The sequence below is a fragment of the Microcoleus sp. AT9b-C3 genome, from assembly GCF_036705485.1.
Taxonomy (GTDB): Bacteria; Cyanobacteriota; Cyanobacteriia; order Cyanobacteriales; family Microcoleaceae; genus Microcoleus.
In genome coordinates this window covers 137,255-160,670 of record NZ_JAUBUR010000008.1, presented here as the reverse complement: position 1 = coordinate 160,670, position 23,416 = coordinate 137,255, and the positions used below count along the sequence as shown (strand labels likewise).

Annotated in this window: 20 protein-coding genes and 1 tRNA gene; 11 read left to right on the top strand and 10 right to left on the bottom strand. The window is 45.9% G+C overall.

Translation table 11 applies throughout. The features are described 5' to 3' along the window. Nucleotides 1-138 precede the first annotated feature (138 nt). From QUB77_RS10220 to gshA, 6 genes are all read right to left on the bottom strand, one after another. Nucleotides 139-678, bottom strand: coding sequence for a redoxin domain-containing protein (locus QUB77_RS10220; RefSeq protein WP_333171960.1), 540 nt, complete (start codon nucleotides 676-678; stop codon nucleotides 139-141). Between the two features lie 112 nt (nucleotides 679-790). Then, nucleotides 791-1,390: a peroxiredoxin gene (locus tag QUB77_RS10215; RefSeq protein ID WP_190663488.1), complete on the bottom strand. Its 600-nt coding sequence runs from the start codon at nucleotides 1,388-1,390 to the stop codon at nucleotides 791-793. Between the two features lie 126 nt (nucleotides 1,391-1,516). Next, nucleotides 1,517-1,589, bottom strand: a tRNA-Met gene (locus tag QUB77_RS10210). Nucleotides 1,590-1,727: 138 nt separating this feature from the next. Further along, a complete protein-coding gene (locus QUB77_RS10205) occupies nucleotides 1,728-4,208 on the bottom strand; it encodes a peptidoglycan DD-metalloendopeptidase family protein (protein ID WP_333171958.1) in 2,481 nt (826 codons plus the stop codon). A 582-nt stretch (nucleotides 4,209-4,790) separates the two neighbouring features. Further along, a complete protein-coding gene (locus QUB77_RS10200) occupies nucleotides 4,791-5,252 on the bottom strand; it encodes a tRNA (cytidine(34)-2'-O)-methyltransferase (protein ID WP_333171955.1) in 462 nt (153 codons plus the stop codon). 380 nt (nucleotides 5,253-5,632) lie between these two features. Continuing rightward, a complete protein-coding gene (gshA, locus tag QUB77_RS10195) occupies nucleotides 5,633-6,784 on the bottom strand; it encodes a glutamate--cysteine ligase (RefSeq protein WP_333102688.1) in 1,152 nt (383 codons plus the stop codon). A gap of 412 nt (nucleotides 6,785-7,196) precedes the next feature. Here gshA and QUB77_RS10190 point away from each other — a divergent pair, with 412 nt between their 5' ends. After that, complete coding sequence (locus tag QUB77_RS10190) at nucleotides 7,197-8,240, top strand: AI-2E family transporter (protein ID WP_333171953.1); 1,044 nt, start codon at nucleotides 7,197-7,199, stop codon at nucleotides 8,238-8,240. Between the two features lie 155 nt (nucleotides 8,241-8,395). Here the strand turns inward: QUB77_RS10190 and QUB77_RS10185 are convergent, their stop codons facing one another. Beyond that, nucleotides 8,396-9,211 (bottom strand): cobyrinic acid a,c-diamide synthase, encoded by an 816-nt coding sequence (locus tag QUB77_RS10185; RefSeq protein ID WP_333171951.1) that lies wholly within the window; start codon nucleotides 9,209-9,211, stop codon nucleotides 8,396-8,398. Nucleotides 9,212-9,535: 324 nt separating this feature from the next. Between QUB77_RS10185 and QUB77_RS10180 the strand changes: the two genes are divergently transcribed. From QUB77_RS10180 to QUB77_RS10170, 3 genes are all read left to right on the top strand, one after another. Beyond that, nucleotides 9,536-9,757: a hypothetical protein gene (locus tag QUB77_RS10180; RefSeq protein WP_333172128.1), complete on the top strand. Its 222-nt coding sequence runs from the start codon at nucleotides 9,536-9,538 to the stop codon at nucleotides 9,755-9,757. Next, nucleotides 9,706-9,843 carry a Mo-dependent nitrogenase C-terminal domain-containing protein gene (locus QUB77_RS10175; RefSeq protein WP_333171949.1) on the top strand — a complete coding sequence of 46 codons (138 nt, stop codon included), beginning with the start codon at nucleotides 9,706-9,708 and terminating at the stop codon, nucleotides 9,841-9,843. Before QUB77_RS10180 ends, QUB77_RS10175 begins: the two co-directional genes overlap by 52 nt. Nucleotides 9,844-10,083: 240 nt before the next feature. Next, nucleotides 10,084-10,947: an Npun_R2479 family HD domain-containing metalloprotein gene (locus tag QUB77_RS10170; RefSeq protein ID WP_333171947.1), complete on the top strand. Its 864-nt coding sequence runs from the start codon at nucleotides 10,084-10,086 to the stop codon at nucleotides 10,945-10,947. A 104-nt stretch (nucleotides 10,948-11,051) separates the two neighbouring features. Here the strand turns inward: QUB77_RS10170 and QUB77_RS10165 are convergent, their stop codons facing one another. Then, nucleotides 11,052-12,056 carry an MvdC/MvdD family ATP grasp protein gene (locus QUB77_RS10165; RefSeq protein ID WP_333171945.1) on the bottom strand — a complete coding sequence of 335 codons (1,005 nt, stop codon included), beginning with the start codon at nucleotides 12,054-12,056 and terminating at the stop codon, nucleotides 11,052-11,054. Nucleotides 12,057-12,589: 533 nt separating this feature from the next. Here QUB77_RS10165 and QUB77_RS10160 point away from each other — a divergent pair. The 3 genes from QUB77_RS10160 to QUB77_RS10150 all read left to right on the top strand — a co-directional run bounded on the left by QUB77_RS10160 (nucleotide 12,590) and on the right by QUB77_RS10150 (nucleotide 16,397). Then, a complete protein-coding gene (locus QUB77_RS10160) occupies nucleotides 12,590-13,084 on the top strand; it encodes a hypothetical protein (protein WP_333171943.1) in 495 nt (164 codons plus the stop codon). A 194-nt stretch (nucleotides 13,085-13,278) separates the two neighbouring features. Next, entirely contained in the window at nucleotides 13,279-14,184 is a 906-nt protein-coding gene (locus QUB77_RS10155) for an Rpn family recombination-promoting nuclease/putative transposase (protein ID WP_333171942.1), read from the top strand. 287 nt (nucleotides 14,185-14,471) lie between these two features. Further along, nucleotides 14,472-16,397 carry an alpha-amylase family glycosyl hydrolase gene (locus QUB77_RS10150; protein ID WP_333171941.1) on the top strand — a complete coding sequence of 642 codons (1,926 nt, stop codon included), beginning with the start codon at nucleotides 14,472-14,474 and terminating at the stop codon, nucleotides 16,395-16,397. A gap of 287 nt (nucleotides 16,398-16,684) precedes the next feature. Here the strand turns inward: QUB77_RS10150 and QUB77_RS10145 are convergent, their stop codons facing one another. Next, nucleotides 16,685-17,737, bottom strand: a complete 1,053-nt coding sequence (locus QUB77_RS10145; RefSeq protein WP_333171939.1) for a glycosyltransferase — start codon at nucleotides 17,735-17,737, stop codon at nucleotides 16,685-16,687. 325 nt (nucleotides 17,738-18,062) lie between these two features. On the opposite strand from QUB77_RS10145, the gene QUB77_RS10140 reads away from it, so the two are divergent. The 4 genes from QUB77_RS10140 to QUB77_RS10125 all read left to right on the top strand — a co-directional run bounded on the left by QUB77_RS10140 (nucleotide 18,063) and on the right by QUB77_RS10125 (nucleotide 22,260). Next, complete coding sequence (locus QUB77_RS10140) at nucleotides 18,063-18,947, top strand: inositol monophosphatase family protein (protein ID WP_333171937.1); 885 nt, start codon at nucleotides 18,063-18,065, stop codon at nucleotides 18,945-18,947. A gap of 160 nt (nucleotides 18,948-19,107) precedes the next feature. Then, nucleotides 19,108-19,788 carry a Crp/Fnr family transcriptional regulator gene (locus QUB77_RS10135; protein WP_333171935.1) on the top strand — a complete coding sequence of 227 codons (681 nt, stop codon included), beginning with the start codon at nucleotides 19,108-19,110 and terminating at the stop codon, nucleotides 19,786-19,788. Then, nucleotides 19,785-21,686, top strand: coding sequence for a M61 family metallopeptidase (locus QUB77_RS10130; protein ID WP_333171933.1), 1,902 nt, complete (start codon nucleotides 19,785-19,787; stop codon nucleotides 21,684-21,686). Before QUB77_RS10135 ends, QUB77_RS10130 begins: the two co-directional genes overlap by 4 nt. A gap of 100 nt (nucleotides 21,687-21,786) precedes the next feature. Then, nucleotides 21,787-22,260 carry a TerB family tellurite resistance protein gene (locus QUB77_RS10125; RefSeq protein ID WP_333171931.1) on the top strand — a complete coding sequence of 158 codons (474 nt, stop codon included), beginning with the start codon at nucleotides 21,787-21,789 and terminating at the stop codon, nucleotides 22,258-22,260. 397 nt (nucleotides 22,261-22,657) lie between these two features. Here QUB77_RS10125 and QUB77_RS10120 read toward each other — a convergent pair whose 3' ends face one another. After that, complete coding sequence (locus QUB77_RS10120; protein WP_333171928.1) at nucleotides 22,658-23,188, bottom strand: peptidoglycan-binding protein; 531 nt, start codon at nucleotides 23,186-23,188, stop codon at nucleotides 22,658-22,660. Nucleotides 23,189-23,416: the final 228 nt, after the last annotated feature.

Genomic DNA, 23,416 nt, shown 5'->3' with positions numbered 1-23,416 from the left:
TGAAATTGGCACAATAAGTATTTATGACTAAAGAGCTGTTGCCGCAAGTGTCAACCGATAAAAAAAACCCGCTGATGAACCTACACCAGCGTGCATCAGCGGCTAAAAACTCCAAATTAGGACACAGCACCGGTGTCCTTACCGATCAACATATTGCAGCAAAGTGTCTACACTAGCATTGTGGTCTATGAAAGAAAACAAATGTTTGAAGAGGAGTTTTCCATCTGCACCCAAAACAAACTGAGCCGGCAAAGGAGCACCTAAAGCCTGACCGACTTGATAAGCCCGAAACACTTTACAGCCTGGATCAGAAAGCAGAGGCATTTTCAACCTTAAATCTCTAACTACAATTTGGCTTTGGCGATCGTCGGTACTGGCAACCATCAATAATTCTATATTGCGATCGGCAAATTTTTCCCAGTTTTCATTCAAAGCTTTAATGTGAGGAAAACAGAAAGGGCAATATTGCTTTTCAGTAAAAATCCGCGTAAAAGCCAGAACTACCGGCTTATCGCCGCGATAATTCGACAGCCGCACCAATTTGCCATTATTAATATCCGGCAATTCAAAATCTGGCGTCATCTGCCCCAGGTTCAGAACATTAGTCGCCGGAACAGGCAATAAATTTTGGAAAAACCGCTCATTTAACAATCCGCTAAAATTAGTAGAAGTCAGCATATTTCCTAATTGGGTAATTGCTAATTGCTAATTGTTAATTAAAAATCCGGTTAAATGAATTCCTCTGCGGGTACGGACACGACACTGCCGTGTCCTTACACCTATAAGGTGCTTAAACCGCAGCAAAGAATACCTTAGACTTGACCGGATCGGGAGTCATAGTCTTGTCACCGGGCTGCCAGCCGGCGGGACAAACTTCATCGGGGTGAGACTGGACGTGTTGGATAGCTTGCAGAGTACGGAGAGTTTCATCCACGTTGCGACCGAAGGCAAGATTGTTAATAGTAGAGTGTTGGATGATGCCTTCTTTGTCGATGATGAACAGACCTCTGAGGGCAACGCCTGCTTCAGGGTCGAGGACGTTGTAGTCTGAACTAATTGTTTTTTTGAGGTCAGCAACTAAGGGATAGTTGAGGTCGCCGACACCGCCTGATTTGCGGTCTGTTTGTATCCAAGCGAGGTGAGAGAATTCGCTGTCAACGGATACGCCGAGGATTTCGGTATCGATTTTCTTGAAGTCCTCGAAGCGATCGCTAAATGCTGTAATCTCAGTCGGGCACACAAAGGTGAAGTCCAAGGGGTAGAAGAACAGGACTACATACTTTTTGCCTTTATAGTCTGACAGTTTAACAGTCTTGAATTCCTGATCCACTACGGCTGTTGCTGCGAAATCGGGTGCAGCTTGACCAACCCGGAGGCATTCACTGGTCATAGATTTTGTTTCCTTTTTTACGAACTGTTACAAATATATCATACTCATAACGACTACAAGTATCTTCTCGATAAATCAAAAAAAATACGCTCTCAATTTTGAGAGCGCAGTTTTTTTATTTCATGATGGCTCAGGCGGGATTTGAACCTGCGACCTTGGGCTTATGAGTCCCCTGCGCTAACCACTGCGCCACTGAGCCAAATCTACTTCACGATTTACTATCGTAGCACGGTAAGGCTAGCTATGTCTTCTTTTCTAACAACACTATTTCTAATAACTTCCAGTAAAAGTTATGAGTTTTGATAATCATTCAAAACCCATAACTTCCGACCAGTCGTTACCGAGAAGCGCTGGACGCATCGTCGGGCAGAAAAGCCATTGGGTTGATAGCACCCTGTCCGGCGGGATGAATTTCAAAGTGCAAGTGCGGCCCGGTACTAAAGCCAGTGCTGCCCATTTCTGAAATCTGTTCCCCTTGAGCAACTTTCTGACCCTTTTGCACCAAAATTCGGCTGTTGTGGGCATAGACAGTCTCAGTGCCGTCAGGATGGGTAATTTCCACCAAATACCCGTAGCCGCCGTCGTTCCACTGAGCATAGGTAACCACCCCGTCTGATGCTGCCACAATTGGCGTGCCGATCGGCCCTGCAATATCAATTCCTTTGTGCATCCGTCCCCAGCGCCAACCGTAGCCAGAAGTCAGAACGCCCTTAGACGGCCAAATAAACCCCTTAGCAGACTGTTGTTTGCCGTTAGGCAGATAAGTCTCAGGGTTGGAAAGCGGAGGCAGTTCCGGAGAAACCATGCGTCCCAAAGACGGGTTGCTCAGGGGGTCGTAACCCTCGGCTCCCAAAGGAGCAGTTGCCACCACAGGGCGCTGCTGCTGCCCAGCAGAGTTTGGCGTCAGGTTTATCGGTTGCAGTTCCGCTGCGCGAGCGGGGTCTAAACGCTCCTGCTGCTGCTTCTGAACCTGCTCCGACCAAGCTCTTGATGGCGGTCTGCTGATTTCATTCTGCACTGCCTCAGTATAGTCGGGGGTGTAGAGATATGGATTGACACTTGGCATCTCCTCAGACGGGTTGACCGAGGGCCCGTCAGTTGGAGCCAGGGACACCGCATTGGCGCCGATCGAATTGCGCGAGGCACGATATTCCTCTCGCAGCCTGACCACTTCTGCCCTCAAGCGTTCGGAATAAGGGTTGAGAGCTTCTGCGGTGGGGAGAGCCTCCGAATTAGACTCTGGTAAAGCGCTAGTTGGATCGGCATTTGAACCCTGGGCGCTAGTATTTGCTACGAAGCTGATCGGCAGCGGGTATTCTCCCGTAGCGATGGCGGTAGCAGTTGCACTGGCTTGCCCAGGCAGGGCACTGGTGTCAACTGCACCTGTAAATGTTGGTTCGCCTTGCAGATCCAGCTTCCGTGGATCGCTAATGGTTTGGGAAACTTGAGTCAGCGGAATGCTGTTAATTTGGGGAACCATCGGCGCTGAAATATTGTTCAGACCTTCCAGGTTCTCCAGGGGAGAGACAACAGGCACTGTGGGCGCGGGTGCTGCAACGCCAGCACCGGCTATTTCCGAGGTAGACGAGCTGGGGTTCAAAGATGCGGGAACCGAACTCGCCGCCCTGACAGATGTAGAGTTAGAGGCAGAATAAGAGGCTGCCGCCTGCACCCCTGGATTTTTAAACCCAACTTGGGGAATTTTGAGCCGTTGATTGACATTCAGCAAGTTGGGGTTGCCGAGCTTGTTGACGGAGATCAGATCTGTGGGCGATACGCCGTGACCTTTGGCGATCGCATCTACCGTATCTCCCGGACGCACGCTGTAGAGAACCTCAGCCGGCCGGGCGGTACTTCCCGCAGGGGGGACTAGCACAGCCGTGGGCAAACTGGGTGTTGCCAAAGACTGTTCAATTGACTCGAATGCTCGATCGGGCGATGCTGCTTGACCTTCCCCGGAATTGGGAATTACAGGTGTGGCATTGAGGTCAGGAATACTTGTCCCAGTTGCATATCCGGGGGAGGTCAGCGTCGGTGCTGACTCGGGCACAAATGCCGCAGGTGTAGATAAATTTGCTTCCCCCTCCGACCCGAACAGGGTTCGACCCGATTCTGTGGTGCGGTTTTCCTGTTTTTTCAAACTGTCGATCGCCCCGTCTGCATTCGGGATTTCGATCGAACTTTGTTCCGGTACCGTTGTGACCAGCGGGGTCGCTGCGGTTGATGGCAGCGCTGTCATTGCTGCACTATCCAATGGCTCGGAGCCAGTCAGATTTAACTCTTGTTCGGGATTGACCGTCGCTGCGAGATCTAGCGAAGCCGATGTGCTATAGCCGGCGTTCTGTTGTGGTGTGGCTTCCGTCGCAGTCGGAATTCTGAGCTGTTGGCCAACTTGGAGTATGGTATCGGGTTGGATGTCGTTGGCAGTTGCTAGTGCCAGCGGTTCAACTTCATAATCCCGAGAAAGCTCCCAAAGGCTTTGCCCCTCCTGCACCTTAACCGTCGCGGGTTCATAAGGTGAGCCGGGCTGTTGGGCCCTGGAACCGTCAACTTGTGCCGATGTAGCGGGCCCGTTGGCCGATACTGGCTGTACTTCAGCGGTGGATTCTGATGTCGGTGCGAGATCAGACGCGCGAGCGCTGTCTCCATTTCTCGGTAGCAGGATGCCAGAAGCACCTACCGATATTGCCAGCCCGATCGTGGCGAGAGAGCGAACTCTGCCTGTGCTGAGCGTTGTCTGTTTGGATGGTTCCGCAGAACCATCTCTGTCGATTTCACTAGCCTGAACAGGCTTAATTTGGGGATATGTTCGTTTCAAAAAAACGACCTCCTACTGAGAAGCGCTAACTGTCCTTGGAAACACTCAAGGGGATCGCATGACGCTGAGTTTAAATCAACAAGCAAAAATATTCTGATTGTTGACAGCTATCATGCTTAGGCCAGATTACCTTGCTTTTTTAATTTAGACAAGCTCAAACCGTCAGAAATTTTAAAATTCTCGGTCAAACCTGCTGCAATTAACCCCACAAGCCTTACACCGCAATAGCTGGAACGAATACATAAAATCTTCGTTCCGGTAAGGCTCTGAACTCTTACCTATTATCTGACTTTATGCTAATTTCCGGACAGCCTACAACCGTATATTTACTAGATATAGTGTTCAAACCCAAGCTGGTGCTCGCTGACGCCCTAAATCGCTAAAATCCTTCGTTTTTGTTGCTGAATCATCTGGTGAGTAATTTGGTGTTGCTGATAACAATCTGTTTTTGAATGAATAAAATATATTAATGTCGGCTATCTAGATTTTCACCCCTTTGATACAAATTTCTTATATTAAAATGGAGAATTTGCCACCTCCGGCAGCTATTAAATATCTATATATTTATGTGTTGATAATGATTTATCCCAGCTCGCCCAACTGGCGTTTAGCCTCAAATAAACCCACAGCGGCGCTGACGGAGAGGTTCAAACTCCTGACTCCAGGCTGGCTCATCGGAATAAAAACTGTGGCGTCGCAGGCATCCAAGACGAATTGGGGAATGCCTACAGTTTCCGAGCCAAACATCAGCCAGTCGCTGGGCTGAAATTGGAATTCGGCGTAATTGCATCGCCCGCCAGTGCTGAATCCGATCGTTCGTCCCCCGCGCTGCTGGCGATAGGCCAGAAAAGCCGCTAAGTCTTCGTGGCAGTGGAGGTTGACGTAGGGCCAGTAATCTAAGCCGGCCCGTTTCAGGTAGCGATCGCTAATTTCAAACCCCAGCGGGCCCACTAAATGCAGTTCCGTGCCTGTGGCAGCGCAAGTGCGGGCGATATTGCCAGTATTCGGGGGGATTTGCGGGTGAATCAAGACAAGTTGGGGCATGAAGCTAATTAACCGCGAAAAATACAGCTATTGGGAAATTTCTAAAACTACCCAAAGGTAGATCTACCTTATAGCTTTTATTTATAACCTTTGTGGAGCTCCATTGATTAAATATTCTGATTTGTTTTTGGGAGTCGCTCTGCAACTTTTGACAATCAAGCATCCAGGATACAAGCCCCCGGATTCATCGGTCCAGAAATAAAAAACCTGTATCCGATAAAGGCGTCCCCGAATTTATCGGTGGGGTCGCCTCTAAAATCTAAAATCTAAAATCTAAAATCTAAAATCGATTGACCGGGAGGTTCGGGCTATTTGTATTGGCTAAGTACGCATAGCCAGGGGGCTAGTGAAAGCCCCCGTTATTATATACGGCGGGTAGTTCAGGCAACTAACTGGGCGCACAAGTTGTCTTCTAGCTCCCATTCTTGGTGAGCCATCCCCTGAATCCCTTGCAGAATAATACTGCGGGTGTCCGAACCGCCCTCGTGTAGCTTCAACCACTGCTGGGCGGTGTTGCCTTCCCGGAGAATCTTTTTGAGCGGCGAGAGAAAGCAGCTAAAGCCGCGTTTTTTGGCTATAGGCCACACTTCTCGGTAAATTTCCTCAATCCAATCTCGTGCCAGAATAGTTCTGCCGTCTTGCCAGTGGGTGAGTTCGGCATCCAAACTTTGCCGGGATGCAGCAATTTCGTTGGCGTCTGTGAGGGCAACTAAGTCTTCGTTGCGGGTGGCGGCCGGTAAGGTGCACAGTTCTAACGGGTCTAAGCTGGGGTCTTCCATCATCTGCCAAATGCGAGCTTCTAGTAAGGCAGTGATGGCTAACAAAGCCAGAGGATTGACCTCGAGGTCGCAAATTCTCAGTTCGAGGCGGTTGAGACAGTAGGGGCGACGATCGCCATTGGGCCGCACGGCAGACCACAAATGGCGGACGTTTTGCATGGTGCCGAGTTCTAGCTGTTCTTCAGTCCACTGAATGTAATGCTTGTGACTTTCAAACAGGGGGACGATGGCGGGAGTTTTGGGAAACAAACCCCACCGAGTGGAATGATAGCCCGTGACTTCGCCGTCGAGGAAGGGGGAAGAGGCGCTCAAGGCAAGGTACAGCGGTGCTTCGACGCGGGCGAGGCGGATGGCGCGCATCAGCATTTCTGGTTGGGAGATGCCGATGTTGATGTGAATGCTGGCGGTGACGACTTTGGTGCCGTAGGTTTGCTCGATGTAGGTGTGGTAAGGGTTGTTGGGATCGGATCTGTAAAATCGATCGCTACCTCCGAGAGACAGGGTACTTCCCGGCAGCAAGGTATAGTCGCCCAATTGTTTTAAATACTCGCGCAGCCGGACTCGCGGCTTGACTAAGGCGCACAGCAGGCGATCGTAGCTGCACAGCGGGGCGGTCGTGTACTCCACATTGCGGCTATCAGGCTCCCGCACAAACCCCTCTAAATCGGCAACTATGCGATCGGAGAGACCGACAACCTCACCTTCGGGAGTGCCGGTATACATTTCTACTTCAAAGCCTTTTGATAGCAGCACGTTTGTTCCTCAGCTAAGTTGAGTGCTAGTTTCTAGTATCCCAAAAATTGACCGGTTCATACTATCTTCCACGAGGCAGAGTTGAAATTTTTCGCCACTGGCACTAAAACCCGTTTTCAGTGCCGGCAAGTTTGAGCGTTTGTGTGTTAGTTGCGGGCGGGCCACGACAAATACTCCCCTCGCAAAGAGTTTCCGAGGCGGTTTTAGAGTCAAAAAGGCCGTTTGTTCGATCGCGGACGTGTTTCATGAGGCATTCGTGACGATCGAACTTATGGTCAATAGAACCCACTCCTGCCTCAGTTCGTCATCTGTTTTCTGCCTTGAGGGGGATAGCCGCAGATATATCTTGGGTGCGATCATAAAAGATCACTCTGCAATATTTTTGAGCTATTATTAACCCCTAAAAATCCCTGTGAAAGAGCCAGAAAAAACCCCTCCCAATTTTTGGAATATGCTAAGCAATTTAGCCTTAGTTCGGTTTTTGCTTTTATTTGCTTCTGGTTGGGCTGGACTGCAACTTTTAGCTTACTTTGAAACTGCCGTCGCAGTTTTCACCATTGCTGCACTCGTGGCTTTTTTGCTCAACTATCCCGTGCGAACTCTCCAAAGATTTTTACCGCGAAGTTTAGCTGTCGCCTTCGTTGTCTTGCTCACCATTTTAGTTTTTGGCTGTCTCACCGTCACTGTAGGCGTCACTCTTTTATCTCAAGGACAGCAATTAATTGACAGCATGACTGAATTTGTGAATGCTCTGGCGCCTCTATCCGAGCGCCTCGAGGCATTTCTGCGGGCGAGAAACCTGCAAGTTAACCTGCGAGTTATTGAGGAACAACTGCGAAATCAAGCTTTGGCTGGAGTTGTATCGAGTATTGCTTTTTTACAAGTATTTTTAACCAATTTATTGAATTTAATATTAATTATGGTAGTGGCTTCTTTCATGTTACTTGATGGAGAGAGGCTGTGGCTGTTAGTTCTCAAATTTATACCTCGACACCTGCACAGGCGTTTAAGCGTAACAATAGAGAAAAACTTTTTAGGATTTTTTCAGGCACAAATCCTATTAATGTTATTTTTGACAACAGCAAGTTTTTTAATTTTTCTGCTGTTAGATGTGAAATTTCCCTTAATTTTAGCGTTTATTATCGGATTGTTTGATTTAGTTCCAGGGATCGGAGCGACGCTGGGCATTAGCTTAGTTTGTTTTATTGTATTGTCTCAAAATGTGTGGCTATCTTTAAAAGTATTGGCAGCTTGCATTGTTTTGCAGCAAATTCAAGACAACTTTATTCATCCGAGACTGATGCAAAATTCGCTTAACCTCAATCCGGTAGTGGTATTTTTTGCGCTGTTAGTTGGGGCGAGAGCTGCAGGACTTTTAGGTATATTTCTGGCGATTCCGCTAGCGGGAGTGATAGTTAGCTGGTTTGACATTGAAGAAATGCAAGCGGAAGGTTAATTGATAGAGCCCTCCTACTTTATATCAAATCCGGCTGAAAAATTCAGTTTTAACGTGCCGACTCTAAGTCCCATGATTCAAAACTCTCCTGTTCCCAAAGCGCAACTAAAATTAAAGAGAATAAAGCAACTTAGGGTACACCTTACTGCGTCAAGTCAATGAATAAATTGCAAGTCAGTAGGAAATCTTTCTTCTTCTGGTTCTGGATCATAAATGTAATCGCAGTCAAAACGCAGAGCTTGAGAGTGGCGGCTGATAGAAAATCCGCAATTACTCACCATTTCTGTAGTAAAAGTTGCCATGACTAACTCAATGAGCCTTCTGTAGGAAATGTTAGGTAGTTGAACGTAATAGGTGCGTCTGGCAAAAAAGATTCTCTCATCTTTCGGTAGAATTATGCCATTAATTCTGTGTGCGTGTTGAATCGGCTTGATATAAGTTTCAATAAACTGGGACTGATTTTTTTGCAGTCTCGCTAATCTTTCGTGTTGCAACCAGCTCATTTGAAACACAATTTTAATAAATTCAAACCCCAAAATGTAGTTAAAAACATTATTGCGTTCTTCTGTACTCAAGACGAAGCGGAGTGCAGATTCTAAATATTGGTCAGTTTCTCGGCGCGATTGTTGAGCTGAGTGGATATAAAATTGTTTGATGTAGCTTCTTAAATCTGATTCGTTTAATTGTTTTTTGACCCGAAATCGGATTAAATACTCTTTGACTCGGTGTAGAGTATCTACATCTTCAAACATTTTTGAGACTAAACCGTCGGCTGTATAATTATCTAAAAATTCGGCTTGCAAGTCGGGAGTAGATGCACACAATATGTAGCAGAGGGACAAGACATAGCGCCGTTGGTTCCAAGGCAAACTTTGAGCCCAATCTTTAACTTCTAAAGGGAGTTTTTGGATCACGGTATCTGTGTGGGGGAGTTGAGCAAGGTCGGCATATTTATGTTTTTGTTTAATCATTGCCTGAAACCTTATATTAGTAAGTATACAGAGTAGTAGATCGCAGATGATGGGAGAGGGGAGCTGCGAGGGAGGGCTGCAAGTTATTCTGTCTTATTTTATTGCCATCTATCTAAATATACATTCTGTAGGGAACACAGGCCGTGATCTGTCTCACACTTTAGCGAGTTTTAAATCACAAAGGCTAGCTCTTCGCATCACATTTTGCGACTGTGAGTGTCACCCATAAAACTTATTTAGGTCACCGGAGCCACAGTGGGTTTCGTTGAGGATTAAGTCTGGTGATGCCTAAGTTTTTGTTAGTAATGATTACTGAGATCAATCATGAACTTGACTACAAATATTTTCCCGGAAAATCAGTGCCAAGACTTAACTTTTGGCGATCGCCTCGTGCAACCATTGCGACAGTGGCTTGATAGCATTGCCGTGGGAGAGCCACAAGTAACTCAGTGGTGTGCCAACTTATACTCGCACGGTGTCCTTTTGAGAGAGATATGCAGCTATGGGGACACCATCTTTTCCACATACCGCCTAAGTGCAAGCTGAATCCTGTGTATGAGGAATTAGTGGGGTTGCGTTTTCGATCGCCCTCGTTTTTTCCTAACCTATACGGGGAAGATGTAACGCCGTAGCTAATTGAGGGGTGTCATACCTCGATCGTCTATTTATCTCAATTATTGATGGGGTGTGTCGCTCTGGTAGTTGCGAGAGCCATCATTTAAGCCATAATTATTGATAATATCAATGGATGCGTCTCGATAGGAGTGGGTATCCATCGTCGCGCTGAAGCCAAAAATAATATTAAACGGTAGCATCAAAAACCATAACTATAAAAATAATTTAATGATCTACGTGGGCTCATGGAAGTGAATATGTTTAATGCAACTGAACTGCTGATTAATGCTTTTGTAAATCGACTCATTGAAGGGTACCGGTACACCTACGGCGGGTTCAAATCTGACTATAGTGAAATTATTGCTTGGGCAGCGAGTATGGCTTTGGAAAATATTGCTAATAGCGATGCTCTTTACCACAATGTGGAACACACTATTTTAGTGACCTTGGTGGGACAGGAGATTCTGCGCGGCAAGCACATCCGGGAGGGTGGTGTTTTGTGTGAACATTGGTTGCATTTCCACATTGCTTTGCTGTGTCACGATATCGGGTATGTGAAGGGGGTTTGTCGGCAAGATCGAACTGATTTGAGACTGTATGCAACGGGGATAGAGGATTCGCAAGTGAAGCTACCTCCGGGGGCAACGGATGCGAGTTTGACGCCTTATCATGTCGATCGCGGAAAAATGTTTATTGACGAGCGTTTTGGCGGTCACAAACTGATTGATGCTGAGGTGGTTAAGCGTAATATTGAGCTGACTCGTTTCCCAGTTCCTGCAGATGAAGATTATCAAGATACAGTAAATTATCCGGGTTTAGTTCGCGCTGCTGATTTAATTGGTCAGTTGAGCGATCCGCGATATTTGCAAAAGATTGCGGCGCTGTTTTACGAGTTTGAGGAAACTGGGCAAAATCTGGTTTTGGGCTATCAAAATCCGGGGGAGTTGCGGGATGGTTATCCGAAGTTTTATTGGAATGTGGTTTATCGATATGTGAAGAATGCGATCGGCTATTTGGAACTGACGCAGCAGGGGAAACAAATTGTTGCTAATTTGAGCGCGAATGTTTTTCGGGTGGAGCATTCTCAGGTAGGATTGGAGGAGGTGGCTGTAGTTCGTTGATTCCTTGTCATTGCGATGCGAGGAATGAAGCAATCTCAGCGCTGATTCCTTGTCATTGCGAGGAACCAAGCAATGCCAATAAAATGTGTAATTCCTGATAAAGTTCAGCAATCCTGTTGATATTGAAGCGCTAAATCTTCGATGAGTTCAACCATTGCGCGAACCATAGGCATTTTAGTGAGAATTTCGATCCAATACCACTGTCCATTGGGATTGAGTTCGATAAAATAGAGCGTGTCGTCCTCGTCGCGAATGATATCGAATGCACCAAAATTTAAACCAAACTCGTCAAGCATTTGATGAAGTTTGTTGAGGTAGTCGATCGGCAAGTTGTCGGGAACGTGAACGAGTTTATCCGGTTCGGTGACGCGCCAATCTAAGGTGACATCTGAATCGTTGATATGTTTGGCATCAATGCGACAGACAAAATCATGCTTGCCGATTAATGTAACGCGGTATTCTGCCTTCTTTGGAATGCGTTTTTGAAGGAAAACAGGTGCTAATCGAATGCTCTCTCGAAATGCTTCAAGTGTTTCTACATCAATGGGGCGAGTATAGCAAGCGTACTGCTTTTCATCATGTAAAAAACCAGAGTAGCGCATGGGTTTGACAATGCACTTTCCCTGTTGTGTCACAAAGTTGCAAGCCGCCTCGTATGAATTGGTAACGAGTGTTGGAGGGATGGTAATTCCGAGCTTGTGAGCAATTGGAATCTGATTAATTCGATGAGATGGCAATCTAATTTTATAGTAATGATTGACCCATCTAGCTTTGGGATATAGTCCAGAAAGTGAATAAATCAAAGATTCTGTTTCCTGTTGACAATACTTGATTGCCCAAGCATCATTAATTTGGGGATCAACTTGATAATCTTCGGGTTTTCGCCACCAAATCACGCCCACATCTTGAACTTCTCTCAAGGAGTCTTCAAAAAACAAAAAACTTGGACTGGGATTGCCAGAAGCTTGCCATTCATAAAAGTATTTACTTTTTTGGATAAAACTTTCAGAATTCAACCTAATTGCTCGAATCTTAGATTTGTGCAATTCGTTGATAACGATATCCGCATGAATGTCTGTCTCGGAAGTTACGATTAAAAGGTCGGTCATAACTAAATCAATTGAAACAATATTGACAATGAAAGACCTGTAATGCAAAATTTTATACAGGTCTTTCAAGAAACGAAATAGCGCTCGAAAGATTTTCTTGGCTACAATATTTTTTAGTCGTCCTCTTTCTGGTCCTCATCATTAGGCTGCAACCAATGTTCAGTAGAGCCCTTGCGAGTAGACCAGGAGCCACTCATGGAGGTGATGGTGGAAGTCTGTGTGCTGGGATCGTAGCTAATAGATGGCTCTTCCGAGATGTCGTACTTCGACAATATGCTCAGGTGCATCATCAAAGGATGTGCTTTTTTGTCGAGAGTGAGCTGGGTATTCGTCATGACTTAATTTTTTTTAGCGATGGCTTTCCACTCACAATGATAGAACTTACAAATTCATTTGTATAGTCGAATAAAGTCGAATAAAGTCGGATAAGGCAGAAAATTTTAAGAGCTATTCAACGGTTTTTGTATTTAAGGCGAAAATAGTCGGATCTAGAGGGTTATAATTTTATTATTGCGAGTTCGTGAGGAAAGCTGATGAATGTTAAGGAAGCACTGGCTTTTGCGGATGAAGTGGTCTTTGCGAAAACTGGCAAGCATTTAGATGATATGCAAGTTGGGGTGATTGAGGGCGTTTTGAAGCGGCAAAAGTACGGCGATATTGCCCGATCGCTGAATGGTACGGAGGGTTATGCTAAAGATGTGGGCTACGAGCTATGGCAGTTGTTCTCTGATGCTTTTGGAGAAGAGGTTAATAAGTTAAATTTGCGATCGGCACTGATTCGCAAGTCGAGGATTAGCAACGTTACTGGTGGCGTCATTACTGGTCATCATTTCGCTCATAATCATGTAATCGGATCGCTGAATATCTGCACATCACAGGAAGAGTCGCCTGAGTTTTTGCGGGGAAAGCTGCAGGCGAAAATGGAGGCGATCCAACGCTTGCAAGCAATAGGATTGAGCGACGAGCAAATCGCACAATGTTTGGATCTGACGCTAGAAGAGATTCGACAAGTCGATTTGACAGAATAGAAGATAGAGCAAAGGTGAATGGTTGATGGATTCCCCGGCTCAAGCTTGGATAGAGCATCCCATATCGCGTGTTCCGCAACTCGCCCACCCCGGAGAGTTGCGGAACACGCGATATAGCTCTTAATTCCAACAGGCCTAACCGATTTTCCCACTGGGTTAAAATAATAGGTAAGTCATTTTAAAAGAGATTGGCCATGACATTCATTAACCCCAAAACCGATTTTGCATTCAAAAAAATATTCGGCTCCAACGAAAGCAAACCAATTTTAATCAGCTTTCTCAATGCCATGATTTATGATGGCAACCCCACCATCGCCGACCTAGAAATTATCGACCCGTATTTAGCATCGAGAGTTCCGTATCTCAAAGACTCTTACCTGGATGTCAAAGCCAGGCTGGCAGGAGGCGCAACTGTAATTATCGAAATGCAAGTTTTAAATGTAGCATCTTTTGCGAAACGGGTGGTTTACAATGCTGCGAAAACTTACTCAACTCAACTGATTCGCGGTCAAGGTTACTTTAAGTTAAAACCTGTAATTGCTTTGACAATTACAGATTTTGAAATGTTTGACAATGACCAAGAAGTAATTTCTCACTTTGTCTTCAAGGAGAAAAAGCGTTTATTTGATTATGTCGATCCCGAAATTGAACTGATTTTTATAGAATTGCCAAAATTCAATAAACAATTGGATGAGTTAGAAACTTTGACTGACAAGTGGATTTATTTTATGAAAAATGCTCCCAGCTTGGAAATAGTGCCGTCAACAATGGAAACAGTATCGGAAATACAGCAAGCTTTTGCTATTGCTAATGAAACTAATTTGAATCCAGAGGAGTTGGCAGATTTAGAAGAACGCGAAATGTTTATTCTCGATCAGCAGGGTGTCTTGCTCAAGGGAATTGAAAAAGGAATCGCACAAGGCAGAGAACAAGGCATCGCAGAAGGGCGAGAAGAAGGTAGAGAAGAAGGACTCGCCCTAGGAATGAGAGAAAAGGCTCTAGAAATTGCTAGGCAACTTCTCAATTTCCTTGACAATCAAACCATTAGTCAAACTACTGGTTTGAGCGTTGAAGATATCCAAAACTTGCGGGAGGAATGAAAGGAAGGGAAAAAGTGCGATCGCCCAATTACTCTACATGTTCTCGCTACCAGGCTGAGCCGGGTAGCGCAGGTTTTTGAGTCTCTGCCTCTTTGATTGAGAATGACGCTAAATATTAATTCTCACCCATCTAATGCTTAAGGATGAGCCTGCCCTCTCTCTAAAGGAAGATTTCATTAAACCAGTAAATTCCGTATCATGCTGTAAAAGTCAGTCAGAGGGGAAAGCTATCTCCGACTCTAGCTCCGCATAACTGACCAATCTTACAATATAAAAAAATACATCTCATGACATCAGTCACTCCCAATCAAACTTCCTCTCAATACGAAGTTAGCGAACCAGAAGACAAAATTGAGTCTCTGGTAGAAGAAGTTAAGCCAGAAAGCGAACTCGATTTAGAATTCCTTTACACCAGAGACATTGAATTCCGACAAGAAACAATTTATTTTATTGTAGTCGATCGCTTTTACGACGGCGACCCCACAAATAATGAAGGACCAAACCCAGAACTGTACGATCCAGAAGGCAAAGATTGGGGCAGATATTGGGGCGGCGACTTGCAGGGAGTTATCGACAAGCTCGACTATTTAAAAGATATGGGTGTTACCGCAGTTTGGCTGACGCCACTGTTCGAGCAAGTTGAAGCATTATTTGTCGAACAAGCTGCAATTCACGGCTACTGGACTAAAGATTTCAAGCGACTAAATCCCCGCTTCATTGCCACAGGCGACAATCCTTCTATTAACCAAACACAAGAAAGTAAAGATACGCTATTTGACAAATTAGTACACGAGTTGCACCAGCGAAATATGAAACTCGTACTGGATATTGTTTGCAATCATAGCAACCCAGATTTTAGCGGTAAAAAAGGGGAACTCTACGACGACGGCGTAAAAATAGCTGACTTTAACGACGATGAAGATAACTGGTATCACCACTACGGCGAAGTCACAAACTGGGAAGATGAATGGCAAGTCCAAAACTGCGAATTGTCGGGTTTAGCAACTTTCAACGAAAACAATATTGCCTACCGGAATTACATTAAGTCAGCAATTAAACAATGGCTGGACAGAGGTGTTGATGCTTTGCGCGTTGATACAGTCAAGCATATGCCTATTTGGTTTTGGCAGGAATTTAATGCTGACATTTTAGCGCACAGACCTGATGTTTTCATTTTTGGTGAATGGATTTACAGCGATCCTCGAAACGATCGTTCTGTGGAATTTGTCAACGAGTCGGGGATGACTATTTTAGATTTTGGTCTGTGCGTGGCAATTCGAGAAGTATTGGGGAAAGGTGCCGACGCAGGATTTAAGTTAATCCAAGATGTCCTGAATTTGGATCACCGCTACTACGGGGCGACGGAGTTGATTACTTTTATTGACAACCACGATATGCCGCGGTTTCAGTCGTTGAATCCCGATCCAGAAATGCTGCTGTTGGCGATCGGTTTAATTATGACGACTCGCGGCATTCCCTGCATTTATTACGGCACCGAACAGTATCTGCATGATGATACAGATGGGGGAAATGACCCCTACAACCGCCCGATGATGGAAAATTGGGATACTGATTCGCCGATTTACCGAGCTGTGCGATTACTGTCGGGATTGCGGCGGCTGAATCCAGCTATTTCGATGGGGAGTCAGTGGCAAAAATATCTAACTCCTGATGTTTATTGTTACGTGCGCCGCTATCGCGATTCGGTGGTGTTTGTAGCGATGAATCGTGGCAATGCTGTTACAGTTAAAGAGGTTGATACTGAGCTGCCTGATGGAGAGCATACGGAGGTTTTATCGCGCCGTAAGTTTGAAGTTAAAGATGGGATGCTGTACAATTTAGAGCTGGGTGCGCGGGAAGTAATGATTTTTAGCCGCGTCGGAGAGCGAGTTAAGGCGAAAACTATTGTGCGGGCTCAGCTTAACAGCGTTAGAACTCAGCCTGGGGAAAAAATTGTGGTGATTGGAGATTGTCCTGAATTGGGGAATTGGGATATTAGTAAGGGCTACCCCTTAGAGTATATCAATACTAATACTTGGTTTGGGGAAATTCCTTTTAATGAAAGTGCGGGGAAGTTGATTTCTTATAAGTATGCGCTGCTACGGGAAGGACTGTCGCCGCTGCGAGAAAATCTGGTTTGTCGCCGCTGGGTTTTAGTTTCGGAAGGGACTGTGAAATGGCGGGATAAGTGGGCGAGTGGACGGGAATCTTAATAGTTTTAATTTGTGAGTTTTGAGTGAAACAGTTTTAGGCACAGAAACCGGGTTTGATGAACGAAAATACTTCCTTAAGGCTTTCGATTATCTTTTTAAAACCCGGTTTATTTAGTAGGTATTTAACTGCTGTAAAATTTAATTAGTAACTGCAACTCATAATTCATTACTTTTTAAATATGACTTAAGTAATAAAGAGTTTGGCTTTTTATTTATAGCAGTAAAGTGTGGATTGTGCATCCTCCGGGCGTGAGTTATGGTGCGCCTCGGCGCACCCTACATTTTTATTAAAGCGATCGCAACTTCTGGGCTAAAACATCGACATAACGTTCGCTGCTGTGCTGGTTCACAACCATTTCGTAGCCCCGCTGCGATTGAGATTCAGCTTCTTGAGGACTTTTTAGTAAATGGACGATCGCCTCCCGCAAACCTGCCGCATCTCCCACATTTACCACTTTAGCAATATCTGGGGCAGCTAAATAATCGACCATACCTTGAGTCCGAGTAATGGCGACGGGCCGCTTGCAGGCCATTGCTTCCAGTAAAGCCTGCACTCCCGCAGCATATTTATTGTCCACCAAACAAACTGCAATTACGTCTGCATCGCGGTAAAGCTGCAGTAACTCTGGCCAGTCGTAGAATTTGCAGGACATATTTTCTGGCATAGTATCGGGGAAAGCTTTCGATAAAGCCTTGGCATCTTTAGAAAAACCGCTAATTTTTACGTCAACATCTAAGTCAGCAGTTGCTGCAGCTAAGAGTCGGTAGTCGCGCTTTTCTAATCCGACGCTAACAACTGTTTGCCGCTTTTTCTCGCCAGAAACGGGACCAGGTGTGAAAAATTGGGTGTCTGTCTGTTCTAGAAGCACTAAAATGCGCGATTCAGGTATAGCTAAATAGCTGCGGATGAAGTTTGCTTGAGGGCGGGCGTTGACCATGAATAGGTCAATTTTTTCAGCCAAACCGAATAGTTTCAGGGCGACCCGGCCGCGAGGCCGATCGATATTGTGGAAAAATACTACAATTTTCGGGCGCTGGGGCAATTGGCCACACACCGCCGCCACTGGAATCCCTATGTCCTCGCCCGTACAAAATATCAGGTCGTCGCTGCTGACTTGCTTGGACAATTTACGCGCGGCGGCCCAATGTTCGGGTTTAGAAGAAATTTTTGATCGCAGCTTGTCACTCAACGATATCCCTTCGCCATCCGGGGCATGAACGGTGGCATTTAAGCGGTCTCTGAGGGTTCGCAGGAGGTGGCGAGGGCATTTGCCGAGTTTTGCATCGCGGTCAATTCCATCTAGGTCTATTTTCCGACCTAATGCCAAATGGTATTTCAAACTATTCTCCTTATAATTCTGCTGGTGCTGCCACAAATTATCTACCTCAGAAGATTCTATCGTCTGCTTTTGAACGTGCTGGTTCGAGCGATCAATTTTAGATTTTAGATTTTAGATTTTAGATTTGACTCTACAGATAAATCTGGTAAATCTGGGGGGTTCTCCCTCATGTCTAATTTTTTTTGAGTTCCACGAATCTTGTCTGGGGCTGGTATCGCAACGGCACTGATGGTTAGGAAACCGGGTTTCTCGACACCCGCGCGCAAATCCTGTACGAATAAAAAACAGTGAAACGCGCCGATCGATTGCAAGGACTTAAGCTTTTATGCTGAAGTTAGCTAAAGAATTTATGTTTAACCTCATGTATATTTCTCCAGAGCAAGATCAAAAAATTCGCTACACCATGCGCGAGTGCGGTCAAGAAGCTTACAAGCTAGCAGCCAAACCTTTTGAAGTTTCCGAGAAAGGGCCCAACGACTATGTGACGAGTATCGATCAATACCTAGACCGACAACTATCGGCAGCATTTAGCGCTTTGTTTCCTGAAGACGGCAGGATCACCGAGGAAAACGCCACCTCCAGAGCAGCTTACCGGGCCAATTACCAGCGCCTCTGGTGCATCGATCCCCTCGACGGGACTGAAGAATTTATTCGGGGAAAACTGCACTACGCTTCGATGGTGGGGCTGCTGCTGGAAGGAGAACCGGTGGCCGGCTGGCTCTACGCGCCAGCTTTTGACCAAATGTATTTTGGAGGCAAAGATTGGGGATTGTTCCAAAGTCTGGGAACCCAAGCGCCGCAACCGATCGCGCTGTGCAAACCCCCGGCTTTGACAGCGGAAAATTGTAAAATTGTTCTCGGAGACAAAGACCAGAAAAACTACGCCCGGGCGATCGCCCAAAGCATCCCCGGAGCAGAATTTTACTCGCTGGGCAGCTTTGGCTTAAAAGTGATGGAAGTTATCTTCGGTCGAGCTGGTTTGTACCTGTATCTCAACGGCAGAGTTAAAGTGTGGGATACCGCCGGTCCTCTGGCTTTAGCAAAAGCAGCCGGATTGGTGTGTTGCGACTTGCAAGGTCAACCGCTGAGGTGGACTAAAGATGCGATCGAGCCGGAAACTCTGGCCCACACCCAGTCAATCGCCATCGGCTGGCCGGAATACATAGAACCTCTGTTGGGTAAAGTTCAACAGGCAGTGGCAGGCTTGTAAACCCGTTTAAGATTAAAGAATCTGCCAATTTTACGTGAACCGGGCCTCTGCACCCTTATCATCAATTAAAGGAGCAACGGATTGTTTGTGTTCCCAAACATCGATCGTTCCCTAGCTGTTGGGTGTCGCCTAATCATATTTCCCACCTCCGCGAGTTTGCATGAAGACAGAAGCTTTCAGTGAGCTATTCCCTCTATTTAAGGGTGCTAACCCAGAAACCTTGGGAGGGCTACTATCAAATGCCGTCAAGCATGAGTATCCCCCGGGCCGAGCTGTGGTGATGGAGGATTCTTGGGGCAACGCGATTTACTTTGTCGTGTCTGGCTGGGTAAAAGTTCGGCGCTTGTCAAACGATCGAGCTGTATCAATGGCTATTTTAGGACGGGGTGCGTTCTTCGGCGAAATGGCCATTCTGGACGAATCTCCCCGATCGAATGACGTACTTGCTCTATCGCCCGTGCGACTTCTCAGCGTCACAGCTCAGCGATTTATCCAAACCCTGTTTAAAGACCCGCAATTGCACCACCGGATGCTGCAACTGATGGTGCGGCGACTTCGCCAAACCAATCACCGCTATCAACTCCGAAACCGCCAGCCAGCAGTTAAACTAGCAAATACTTTAGTCGAGCTGGCAGAAAACTACGGTCAGAAAACTGCTGAGGGCAAAGATATCTTCAATATTCCTTATGAAGACTTAGCTGATGTGACAGATATCACCCTAGATGAAACCAGCAAAATTATGGAAAAACTCGATAGTAAAGGGTGGATCAATATCGATCCAGACCACCAAACTATCCATTTGATCAACCTCAAGCACTTGATTAATTTGGCAAGTCAATGACTGATGTTACTTGTTTGGATACTTCGTCGGCTGCCGGCAACAGTCAGGGGCAACTAACAGCACCGACAATTCAATATTCGGTGGCGATGCCCAATCCTGAATCCCACCTCTTTGAAGTAACTTTGCGCGTGCAAGGTTGGTCGGAGGCGGTTCTGGATTTAAAAATGCCTGTTTGGACTCCCGGTTCTTACTTGGTTAGAGAGTACGCCCGCCACCTGCAAGATTTTAGCTCCCAGGCGGGCGATCGAGCTTTACCTTGGCGCAAGATCAGCAAAAATCACTGGCAAATCGAGACCGATTCGGTGTCAGATGTCACGGTTCGCTACCGTATTTTTGCCAACGAACTGACAGTGCGAACCAATCATTTAGACTCGACTCACGGTTATTTCAATCCGGCGGCTTTGTGCTTTTTCTTGCCCGGTTTTGAGCGCAACTGTTACACCGTGACTGTTGTTCCACCGCAGCCAGAATGGCGCACGGTTACGACTTTGCCACCTGTTTCTGGTCAAAATCTTACTTTCGCTGCTGCGGATTTTGACACTCTCGTAGACAGTCCTTTTGAGATTGGCTATCACGAAGTGTACGAGTTTGAAGTGATGGGAAAACCCCACCAGCTAGTCGTTTGGGGAAAAGGCAATTTAGATCCCGATAGCACGATTCGAGACATCCAAAAAGTGATCGAAGTCGAGGCAAAAATGTTTGGCGGTTTGCCTTACGAACGCTATGTGTTTTTCCTGCATTTGTCGGGCTCTGGTTTTGGCGGTTTGGAACACAAGGAAAGTTGTACTCTCAACTATCCGCGTTTTGGTTTTCGGGCTAAGGAAAAGTATGAACGCTTTATTCAGTTAGTAGCTCACGAGTTTTTTCACCTGTGGAATGTCAAGCGCATTCGACCGAAAGCTCTCGAAGTATTTGACTACGAAAAAGAGAATTATACTCCTTCTTTATGGTTTTCTGAAGGCACTACTAGCTATTACGATTTGGTGATTCCTTTTCGAGCTGGTCTCTACAGCGTGAAAGGTTTTTTCCAAGGTATGGCTAAGGAAATTACTCGCTTGCAGACGACTCCGGGGCGGAGCGTGCAGCCTCTGAGCGAGTCGAGCTGGGATGCTTGGATTAAACTTTATCGCCGGGATGCTAACAGCGATAATTCGCAGATTTCCTATTATTTGAAAGGGGAAGTTGTTTCGTTTTTGCTTGATTTGTTGATTCGAGCTAGACACGGCAACGAGCGATCGCTCGACGATGTGATGCGTTTAATGTGGCAGCAGTTTGGCAATGCTAATTCGACTGAAAATGGCGATTTTGACCTGAAGTCGGAAACAGAAGGCAAGTCGGCGCATTTGACATCAAACGGAGAGTTAAATTCTCCTTCGCTGCCAGCAGAAATAGGCTTTACTCCCGAAGAGTTGCAAAGTGCGATCGAGTCCGTAGCCGGCATCGATTTGAGCGACTTTTTCGCGCGCTATATAGACGGCACAGAAGAGTTGCCTTACAACAAATATCTCGAACCTTTCGGGCTGCAAATTTGGGTAGAGGAAACTGACCGAAACCCTCGCATCGGTTGGACGTTGGGAGCCGAAAACGGGCGGGAAATGGTTAAATTTGTCGAAATAGGCTCTCCGGCACAATTGGCGGGAATTGACGCTGGGGACGAGTTGCTGGCGATCGAAGGTTTTCGGGTAAATTCAGAACAAGTGGGCGAGAGGCTTAAAGATTATCAACCGGGGGACACAATAGAGGTGACAGTTTTTCACCAAGACGAACTGCGGACTTGTCGTGTGACTCTCGCGCCGCCCCGGCCTGGTCGCTACTCGATCGTGCCGGTGGAACAGCCCACCGCTCTTCAGAAACAAAACTTTACTGGATGGCTGGGAGTTCCTCTATCAAAATTGTGACATAAATGAAGGGGAACCGGAAAGAAAAGACAAGAAGGAATCAAGTTCAATTCCCAATTACCAATTACCCATTCCCAATTACCAATTACCCATTTTGATTATGCAAACCCCCCCTCCTCCATCAATTACGCCCCGCCAGATGAATCTGCTGAGAATTGTTGCTTCTATGGCCTGGGCTGACGGCGAACTGGCGACAGAAGAAGTTAATTTAATGCTCGATCGCTTTTGTAGTTTGTTTGCCCCAGATACCGACGGACAACAAATGCAACAAGAACTGCGGGATTACATCATGCAAAATATCCCCCTAGACGAGTTGATCGGCCAACTAGAAACTCAAGATGAAAAAGAATTAGTCTTGCAACTCGGCTATGAAGTGATTTCATCTAGTTCTCGCACTCCCGATGAACCCAAAATTAACGCTGAAGAAGCCGCAGCTTATCAAAAATTAGTGCAGTTGCTGAATCTTTCAGAGGATGCGGTCAAGCGTATTGAAGCTGAATCATCGGCGGGAGATACTTCGGAGGGAATTGTCGAGAAGATGGCTCAAAAATTAGAAAAGTTCATCAAAGGCTAGTTCGTGACTTGTGCGCGCTTGGCTTAAAAACCCGGTTGATTCCTAGATTTCTCGTTAATAAACCTGGAATTTTTCGTAGAAACCGGGAATAAGCCTCCCATCGGTAAGTCTTGTTAGGTAAATATCGGAATAATCATAAGTTTCTCAGTGCAACTATTTACAACTAAATCAGAAGAGAAATAAACCGGATTCTGACTCCCAATTTCCGAAGATACACTAACCAAAAAACACGGCAAATTTAATAATATTTTTATTTCCGGGAACGTTAACAGAATTTGCGATCGCCCTTCCCGCGCGCAGTCTTCCCCTTAACGAGAATTAGGGACTTAGGCAAAGCCTAAATCCCTAATTTATCTACCGATTTTTGGCGAACACTGAAAGTGAATCCAGCCAGTCATTAGTGCGGTAATTTGCTGAGGGCGTGCCAAGTTCTATAGCCGACAATTCCATCTTGCGGTAAAGCCTTGCTCAGTTGCAATTGTCGCACTGCTACATCTGTCATCGTCCCGAATAATCCGTCAATAAAGCCGAAATAGTATCCATTGATTTTCAAGACATTCTGAACAATTTTAACAGCATTACCAGAACTGCCCTTCATGACGATCGGCATATTCACAGGTGCACCAGAGTATAGTGCTTCCCAAGTGATAGGGCCGACAATCCCATCTTCTTTTAAAAAGACGCGGTGTTGATAGCCTTTGACCGCGTTTTGAACTTGCACACCGAAGATACCGTCCATCGGACCGAAATAATATGCCCAATGATATAGAAGTTGTTGTAGTTCCTTGACAGCTTGACCTGTTGAACCCATTTGTAAAGTGGGTTTGTTTACTCCCGTGGTTTCAGCAAATGCCAGACTTGATTGAGCAGTAGTATCGGCGACAATAGCCATAGTTTCATTGTTCAAGCTTCTTTCTTCGGTGTACATAATGTGGTTCCTCTCAAGATTTAAGTTTTCGTCTTTGATATTTCAGGTATAACTGGTGGGATTTGTGGATGCACAGTCACTTTTTGGAGTGTCACTCATGTGAGTGTCACTCGTTTGAGTTACCCGTTGGTTTGTCGTAAGGAATGCAAGTTGTAATATTTTGATGAGGACTTTCCTTGTCACTACAAACCAACGGGTAAGGTGCGCGGTGCGCACCCTACTACAAAA

Bases quoted from the DNA above. Each gene is read 5' to 3' on its own strand.
- QUB77_RS10220 (WP_333171960.1), bottom strand. From the start codon at position 678: ATGCTGACTTCTACTAATTTTAGCGGATTGTTAAATGAGCGGTTTTTC.
- QUB77_RS10215 (WP_190663488.1), bottom strand. From the start codon at position 1,390: ATGACCAGTGAATGCCTCCGGGTTGGTCAAGCTGCACCCGATTTCGCA.
- QUB77_RS10200 (WP_333171955.1), bottom strand. From the start codon at position 5,252: ATGCCCCAACTTGTCTTGATTCACCCGCAAATCCCCCCGAATACTGGC.
- QUB77_RS10185 (WP_333171951.1), bottom strand. From the start codon at position 9,211: ATGATTAAACAAAAACATAAATATGCCGACCTTGCTCAACTCCCCCAC.
- QUB77_RS10180 (WP_333172128.1), top strand. From the start codon at position 9,536: ATGAACTTGACTACAAATATTTTCCCGGAAAATCAGTGCCAAGACTTA.
- QUB77_RS10175 (WP_333171949.1), top strand. From the start codon at position 9,706: ATGCAGCTATGGGGACACCATCTTTTCCACATACCGCCTAAGTGCAAG.
- QUB77_RS10170 (WP_333171947.1), top strand. From the start codon at position 10,084: ATGTTTAATGCAACTGAACTGCTGATTAATGCTTTTGTAAATCGACTC.
- QUB77_RS10165 (WP_333171945.1), bottom strand. From the start codon at position 12,056: ATGACCGACCTTTTAATCGTAACTTCCGAGACAGACATTCATGCGGAT.
- QUB77_RS10160 (WP_333171943.1), top strand. From the start codon at position 12,590: ATGAATGTTAAGGAAGCACTGGCTTTTGCGGATGAAGTGGTCTTTGCG.
- QUB77_RS10155 (WP_333171942.1), top strand. From the start codon at position 13,279: ATGACATTCATTAACCCCAAAACCGATTTTGCATTCAAAAAAATATTC.
- QUB77_RS10150 (WP_333171941.1), top strand. From the start codon at position 14,472: ATGACATCAGTCACTCCCAATCAAACTTCCTCTCAATACGAAGTTAGC.
- QUB77_RS10140 (WP_333171937.1), top strand. From the start codon at position 18,063: ATGCTGAAGTTAGCTAAAGAATTTATGTTTAACCTCATGTATATTTCT.
- QUB77_RS10135 (WP_333171935.1), top strand. From the start codon at position 19,108: ATGAAGACAGAAGCTTTCAGTGAGCTATTCCCTCTATTTAAGGGTGCT.
- QUB77_RS10130 (WP_333171933.1), top strand. From the start codon at position 19,785: ATGACTGATGTTACTTGTTTGGATACTTCGTCGGCTGCCGGCAACAGT.
- QUB77_RS10125 (WP_333171931.1), top strand. From the start codon at position 21,787: ATGCAAACCCCCCCTCCTCCATCAATTACGCCCCGCCAGATGAATCTG.
- QUB77_RS10120 (WP_333171928.1), bottom strand. From the start codon at position 23,188: ATGTACACCGAAGAAAGAAGCTTGAACAATGAAACTATGGCTATTGTC.